The sequence below is a fragment of the Afipia sp. GW822-FHT03D08 genome (assembly GCF_058801645.1).
Map to the genome: position 1 here is coordinate 88,544 of NZ_JBXANK010000001.1, position 7,490 is coordinate 96,033.

6 protein-coding genes are annotated in these 7,490 nt (G+C 58.8%); 5 read left to right on the forward strand and 1 reads right to left on the reverse strand.

Annotated features, from left to right (window positions below; translation table 11 throughout):
• Window positions 1-112 precede the first annotated feature (112 nt).
• From AC1RM7_RS00510 to AC1RM7_RS00530, 5 genes are all read left to right on the forward strand, one after another.
• A complete protein-coding gene (locus tag AC1RM7_RS00510) occupies window positions 113-988 on the forward strand; it encodes a branched-chain amino acid ABC transporter permease (protein WP_024922024.1) in 876 nt (291 codons plus the stop codon).
• Window positions 985-2,781, forward strand: coding sequence for a branched-chain amino acid ABC transporter ATP-binding protein/permease (locus AC1RM7_RS00515; RefSeq protein ID WP_024922023.1), 1,797 nt, complete (start codon window positions 985-987; stop codon window positions 2,779-2,781). Before AC1RM7_RS00510 ends, AC1RM7_RS00515 begins: the two co-directional genes overlap by 4 nt.
• Complete coding sequence (locus AC1RM7_RS00520; RefSeq protein WP_024922022.1) at window positions 2,778-3,533, forward strand: ABC transporter ATP-binding protein; 756 nt, start codon at window positions 2,778-2,780, stop codon at window positions 3,531-3,533. Before AC1RM7_RS00515 ends, AC1RM7_RS00520 begins: the two co-directional genes overlap by 4 nt.
• Before the next feature lie 2 nt (window positions 3,534-3,535).
• Window positions 3,536-4,237: a cyclase family protein gene (locus AC1RM7_RS00525; RefSeq protein WP_006020090.1), complete on the forward strand. Its 702-nt coding sequence runs from the start codon at window positions 3,536-3,538 to the stop codon at window positions 4,235-4,237.
• A 67-nt stretch (window positions 4,238-4,304) separates the two neighbouring features.
• Window positions 4,305-5,711: an amidase family protein gene (locus AC1RM7_RS00530; RefSeq protein ID WP_024922021.1), complete on the forward strand. Its 1,407-nt coding sequence runs from the start codon at window positions 4,305-4,307 to the stop codon at window positions 5,709-5,711.
• Window positions 5,712-6,931: 1,220 nt separating this feature from the next.
• Here the strand turns inward: AC1RM7_RS00530 and AC1RM7_RS00535 are convergent.
• Complete coding sequence (locus AC1RM7_RS00535) at window positions 6,932-7,312, reverse strand: hypothetical protein (RefSeq protein WP_006020092.1); 381 nt, start codon at window positions 7,310-7,312, stop codon at window positions 6,932-6,934.
• Window positions 7,313-7,490 lie beyond the last annotated feature (178 nt).

Below are 7,490 nucleotides of genomic sequence, written 5' to 3' on the forward strand. Positions count from 1 at the left end.
TCATCCGCGGCGCAGCGCAGGTGTGGCGCTCGCCTTCTGGACGCGTGTGAGTCACGCGATCCGCCGCAAGTGAAGTTCACCCAGGCAGTTTCCCCCAAGGATAAATCGAGTTGTGACGACAACCATTCAATACATCCTGTCGGGCCTTGCCATCGGAGGCGTTTATGCCCTCGTTGCGCTTGGCTTCCACATCATGTGGTCGTCAGCCAAGGCTGTAAACTTCGCCCATGGCGACACGCTGATGCTGGGTGCGGTACTTGCCGTTCTCGGAGTCGATGCCGGATTGCCATTGGCTGTTGCCTGCGCGCTCGGCGTCGCTGCGGGCGCCGTGTTCGGCGTCTTGCTTGAGCGTTTTGCTGTTCGTCCGTTCGCGACCAGTTCAACCTCGATCGGCTGGATGCTAACGACCATTGCAGTCGGCGTCATGATCGAATCCCTCGCCACGATTCAGTTCGGCGGCTTCTCGCGGCCGCTGCCGTCGCCCGGCGTGAAAAGCGCGATTCACATTTTCGGAGCCGGCGTCTATCCGCAAGAACTCATCATTCCTGTAGTGGCTGTCCTGATCATGATCGGCCTACGCCTGATGCAGCGCCATACGCTGGTAGGACGCGCCATGCAGGCCGTCGCTCACGACAAGCGTGCGGCAGCGCTGATGGGTATCAACGTCAATCGAATCGTCGCCTTTTCATTCGGGCTAGCGTCGTTGCTGGGGGCGGCAGCCGGCGTTTTGGTCGCTCCGGTGATCCAGGTGTCCGCCACCATGGGCACGCTGGTCGGCCTCAAAGGATTTGCAGTTGCGATCATCGGCGGCATTACGAGCGCGCCGGGTGTTGTCATCGTCGGCCTCGGCTTTGGCGTGATGGAGAAATTCGTCGAGGGCTACATCTCGACCGCCGCCCGGGAAATCATCGGCTTCGGCATCATGATCGTGGTGTTGCTTGCCTTCCCGCAGGGCTTGTTCGGCAAGCGAGAGGTGACCAAGGTATGAAGTACCTCAGCCCGATCGGATTTTTGATCTTCGCGATCATTCTCGTTGCCGTCCCCCTGATGGCCGATAACGAGTATGAACTGCGGCTGTTCATGCTGTTCCTGATCTACGGCGTGATTGCCGTGGGTCTGAACGTTCTCGTCGGTATGACCGGCCTTGTATCGCTGGGGCAGGCGGGCCTCTTCGCGCTTGGGTCCTACACCGGCGCAATCCTCGCGATGCGGCTGGGCTTCGATATCGTTGCCGCCGGCATCGGCGCGGCCATCGTTTCCGGCCTCTTTGGTGTGCTTCTGGCGTTTCCCACGGTGCGTGTGCGCGGCGTCTATCTGGCGGTTGTCACCATCGCGTTCGGCATCATCGTCGAGAACGTTGCGATCGAATGGCAGTCGCTTACGGGCGGGACGACTGGCCTGACGTCGATCCCGCGACCGAACATCTTCGGCATTCCGCTGTCGGGCTTCGCATTCTATGGCGTTCTGGCGGTCACGCTGTTCGTGCTCACGCTGCTCATTCATAACCTGAAGCTGTCGCGCTACGGCCGCACCATGCTCGCGGTCTCGCAGAGCGAGACCGCCGCACGCGCGCTCGGCATCAATCCCACGGGCATGCGCACGATGGCCTTTGTGATCTCGTCCGTCACGGCCGGTATAGCCGGAACCTTCTATGCGTTTCTGAACTCCTACATCTCGCCGGACATATTCACGTTCTCGGACAGCGTCCGTTTTCTGCTGATGGTGATCCTTGGCGGTGCCGGATCAACCTTCGGGCCGGTCATCGGCGCCTATATCCTGACTTACCTGCCGGAGTACTTGCAGCAATTCCAGCTTTGGCAGAAGTTCGCCTATGGCGCGCTGCTCTTGCTGGTCATGTTCGCGCTGCCGCGCGGCATCGTCGGCACGCTCGCCTATTTGTTCAAGCGTTTCCGCCCTGCGGAGCCCGTGCCTGACGCATCCGAAGGTCTTCCGGCCGAGGCGGCGCTCCGGCGTGAGAAAACGACACAGTCGTCTGAGCTTGTCGCGAATGGTCTGACCGTGCGCTTCGGCGGCCTAACTGCGCTTTCCAAGGCCTCACTGCGGGTAAAGGGCGGGGAAATTCACGCCCTGATTGGCCCGAACGGCGCGGGAAAATCGACCTTCGTCAACACCATATCCGGCTTCTATCGCGCAAATGAGGGTGAGTTCGGTCTCGATGGCATCGACCTGACGGACCGGCGCTCACTGGAGATTGCGCGTCTCGGTCTGTCCCGCACTTTTCAGAACACCGAGCTTTTCGGAGAGCTGAGCGTGTTGGAAAACGTCATGGCTGGGTACGACCAGCGTCTGGTTTACGGTGTGTTCGATGCATTGCTGCGCACACCACGCATGCGCCGCCAGGAGCTCGAATGTCGCAAGACGGCCATCGGCTTGCTCGCATTTGTCGGCCTGTTGACATACGCAAATGAAGAAGCGCGCTTCCTGCCATTCGGTTTGCAACGCCGGCTCGAGATTGCGCGGGCGCTGGCCTCGAAGCCCAAGCTGCTGTTGCTCGATGAGCCGGCCGCCGGCCTGACGACCCAGGAGATCGATGAACTCGAGGAGATGGTGCGCCGGATCGCGGAACTGGGCATTTCCGTCTTGCTGATCGAGCATCATGTCGATCTCATCATGGCGCTCGCCGATAACGTCACTGTGCTCGACTACGGCCAGGTCATTGCCAGCGACCGTCCGTCCGCGATCCAGGACGACCCGCGTGTGATCGAGGCTTATTTCGGCACGTCCACTCACCACGGCAAGGCTGCGGAGGCGGGCGTATGAGCGACGTTCTTCTCGAGATCAAGAATCTGGAACTGCGCTATGGCGCGGCCGTCGCGGTGCGCAACATCTCGATCAGCGTCAAGCGGGGTCAACTGGTCGCGGTTATCGGCAACAACGGCGCAGGGAAATCATCGATGGTCCGCGGCGCCACGGGCCTCGTGCGGCCGTCGAGCGGAAAGGTATTCTTCCGCGGCGAAGATACAACCAGCCTCAGCGCTGACCGCAAAGTTGCACGCGGACTCGTGATGGTGCCCGAAGGGCGTCTTCTGTTCCCGGATCAGACGGTCGAAGACAACCTCGTCCTCGGAGCTTATCTGCAGGGCGGCATCAAGAATTCGAAGTCGCGTTCGTCGCTGGAAAAAGTTCTCGCCCTGTTTCCACGGCTCAAAGAGCGGCTCCATCAACAGGCGGGCAGCATGTCCGGCGGCGAGCAGCAAATGCTGGCCATCGCACGCGGACTGATGGCGGAGCCCGAGCTTCTCATCATTGACGAGCTCTCGCTCGGTCTTGCGCCGAAGATCGTCGATCAATTGATGGGTGTGCTGACGATGCTCAACAAGGAAGGGCTGACCATCCTCCTTGTAGAGCAACTCGCATCCTACGCGCTTGCGATCGCCGACTATGGCTTCGTTGTCGCGAACGGAAAGATCGCGCGCGAAGGGCCAAGTACGGCCCTGTCGAGCGATCCCGAGGTGATGGAAGCTTTCCTCGGCAAGAAGAAGTCTACCCCTAACCACAAGCCTAAGGAGTGACCATGGCTCAACGCGTAATCGATCTCAGCCTTCTCATCGAAGACAACATGCCGGCCCACAAGATGTTTCAAAGGCCGGTGATCACCGTCCATTTGAGCCATGAAAGCACCAAGGCGTCGGGCCTGGGCGTACCGGGCGACGCGATGACATTCCAGACCAATCATATCTCGATGCTGGATCACGTCGGCACCCATGTCGATGCTTTTCTGCATGTCAATCCGAAGGGCGCTGCCGTCGCAGATATGCCGCTCGAAATGTTCATGGGGAAGGCGGTTTGTTTCGATCTCCAGCATATTCCTGACCTCGGCGACATCACCGCCAAGGATATGGAAGAAGCCGAGAAGAAGGCCGGCGTGAAGGTCGATGGCCACATCGTCCTGCTCTGCACCGGCTTCCACCGGCGCAACTATCCGAAGCTTGATTCGGTTTGGAAGAATCCGCTGCTGACCGTCGAGGCCACCAAGTGGCTGCACGAGCGCAAGTCGAAGATGCATGGTGTCGAGGGGCCGTCGACCGACAAGCCGACCGACGATATTTTCGCTCAGCACCGCTTGTGCCGTGATCTCGGCATGAGTCACTGGGAGTGGCTGGTGAACCTCGAGTCCTTGCTGGGCAAGGGCGAGTTTCAGTTCTTCGGTGTGCCGCTGAAGTTCAAGGGCGGTTCGGGCTCCCCGGTTCGCGCATTTGCGATCGTGAACGACTGATCCGCGCAATATCTCCGGGCGGCCGTCGTAGCCGCCCGGAGATATGTCTCAATCCGGGAATGTATTGATGTCGCATGAATTCGACTACATGAGCGCGATGGAGATGCGCCGGCGCATCGCGGCGAAAGAGATATCGCCTGTGGAGGTGACAAGGCGAGCGCTGGAAAAAGCAGAGGCCACGCAGCCGACACTCAATGCATTCTGTCTTCTGCTGCCGGAGCAGGCCTTGGCAGCGGCGCGCGTTGCTGAAGATGCGGTTCTGAAAGGCGCGCCGCTGGGCGCCCTTCACGGAATTCCCTTTTCCGCAAAGGATCTGATGGCGGTCAAGGGAATGCGCTACGCCTCCGGCTCGCGCACGATGGAGTCGAACATCGCCGCTGTGGACGCGCCGGCAGTTGAACGCGCAAAAGCGGCCGGTGCGATTCTGATAGGCAAGACCACAACGAGTGAATTCGGCTGCAAGCCGGTCGGCGATAGTCCGCTCACCGGCATCACCCGCAACCCCTGGAATCTCGATAAGACACCTGGGGGTTCGAGTGCCGGCGCAGCCGCCTCTGTCGCGGCTGGAATCACACCCTTCTCGTTGGGGACGGACGGTGGCGGATCGATCCGAATCCCTGCGGCGTTCACGGGACTTGCAGGCATCAAGGGACAGTTCGGGCGGGTGCCCGTATGGCCGACATCTGCGACGCCGACGCTTGCTCATGTCGGACCGCTGGCCCGCTCGGTGCAGGATGCGGCACTCCTATTTTCCGTGATCGCGGGTCTCGATAGGCGCGATCCGTTCAGCGTTGCAGGACCAGTCCCTGATGTTCTCGGGTCCGCGCTCGCATCGGTAACCGATCTCAGGATCGCTTATAGTCCGACGCTCGGTTATGCGCGTCCGGATCCTGAAGTCGTGAAGCTCACGGACAGGGCGGCGAGCACGTTCAGGGATCTCGGCTGCGCGGTCGAGCTTGTCGAGAACGTTTTCGACACCGATCCTGCCGATCTATGGACAGCGGAATTTTATGCAGGTGTCGGCATCCGTCTGCGTTCGTTCATGGAGAACCAGCGCGAATTGCTCGATCCGGCTGTCGCCGATGTCCTTGAGCCCGCGCTCTCGCAGGATATGCGTGACTACTACACCAAGGTATTCGCCCGTTATGCGCTGCGCGACAAGATCAATACATTCTTCGAGCGCTATGACATTCTCATCTCGCCGGTCATTCCGGTGACATCACTCAACGCGGGGCAAAACATTCCCGACGGTCTGGAAGACCGAAATCTCGTGTCATGGGTTTTCTACACCTATCCGTTCAATCTCACCGGCCAACCCGCTGCCTCCGTTTGCGCCGGCATCGCTCCGGACGGCATGCCGGTCGGTCTGCAGATCGTGGGGCGTTCTTATTGCGAGGGCGACGTTGTCCGTGCAGCCGCTGCCTTCGAGCGCACACAGCCGATTGGATATAACGTGCGCCAGCTCGAAGTCTGACTTCAACAGTTTTATCAGGCTTGGCTAGGACGTGGGATAGGCTGCAGTAATTTCGGAAGCCCTGTTATGGAGGAGCAAATTCCCTGATCCTGTCAGATATTCCCTGCTATTTCGCTTAGCGAATTCCGTCGGAAGTGCCTACGAACAGGCTCCTTTTGGTCAATCGAACTATCCAAAGGGCTCAATTCGTATGATTTCCCCTGTAAAATTCCCTGTTTGCAGGGAATTTGTTTAGAGACAGCCGCGATCAGCACTGCGTCGCCAGCCAACGCTCCAGCATCGGAAAATTATAAGAAAAATCATGTAGATGATTGCGCATGTCGATTGGTGCGCACCCAAACGCGCACCCAAGTAGAAGAGTTGGCAAACGTACCGAATGCACAGTATGGCGGTTGGCCAACTCGTCGCTGTAAGCGAGAGCCGTTGGTTCACCAACATTTAGAGAATGTATCTCGGGATTTGTTGGAGCTTCATCCCGAACTGGTGCGTGAGTTTATCGGGCGTAATACGGATATTTATGCGCTCTATCGAAAGAAAAAGCCCTTCGCGAGATTGAGTCGCTCTTGTTGCGCGTTGCAAAGCGTCCGGGCGCAAAGCAACGCGGCAAGCTCGCGCGATCAAATGATATGCGAAAACGCATTGCGCGCGCGACAAGGACCAAGCAACACAGTGAGGTATCGTCGCTGTTGGGCCGCACCCTACGAGCGACAAAGAATGCCAAGCTTGCGCTTGCCTAAGCCCGCGGACTTTGACACGTTTAAGTATTCTCAGTGCACATTATGGTGGTGATGATGAATTCGATATTCAGGATTTTGGCCGCTGGTGCTTTTTTAGTATCGATTGCTGCGCTTGATAGGGCTCATGCCTTTGGTGATGAGCCTCGGTGGCCAGGAATTGGCTATAGCTACGAACCGGGCATCGCCTCCGGATGCTGGAAATGGAATTGGCAGCAGTACAGCTGGTACGACCATTGTCCCGCCTATGTTCACCCGAAAGCCTACATGTACCCGCGGTCGTCTTACCGGACAGCTTTGCGGGCAAAGGGCTGAAGGTTAGCCGGATTTGGGCTCGGTCCTGGCGAGAGCGTCGGCTCGCGCCAGTTTCAGGGATGAGAGCCAGCGAGTTGTGCGGCAGAACTACGCTCTATACTCAGATGATATGCGTATTTGAGCTTGAGCCCGCCGATCCGGCGGGGGCCCGTGTCTATTCAAAAAATCGAATCAAGATTGTGAGACGGTGCAGGCGACAGAGCTGCGGTCACCGAAATTCAGCAGTGCGTTCTCCCGCAATCCGTCGAACCAGATTCCCTTGCCAGCGTATCTGTAGCCAACGCCCATCGGCACCAGCCTGACATAGGTAGCGCGGTGCGGTGCGGTATAAAGCGATGCAGTAACCAGCTCGCCCGCGACGCTCACCGCGATCGGGCAGAGCGGGTATTGGCGGCCGTTTTCGCAAACCAATACGATCTCGGAACAGCTGCCCGCGTTAACACCCCGCGAGACCATGAGGCCGAGGTCGGCCGAGTTGGCGCCGGTGTTGAAAGCAACGGCCGTGCAGGCGACGGCTGACACCTTGAAAAGATTGAGCAATTTGGCCCGCATGGCGGCCCCCAAAAGTATCCAAAAATCAATTACTTAACCAAGCAAGAGTCAGCCGTCCGGTCAATCCCTCCATCTGGCGGGTACATCAGACCTTTGCAGAGCGTGTCAATTTAACCACACCCGGAGGCGTCGTTCGATTCACCATAACGGTTCCTTGACCCACACAGGTTTGAACGAG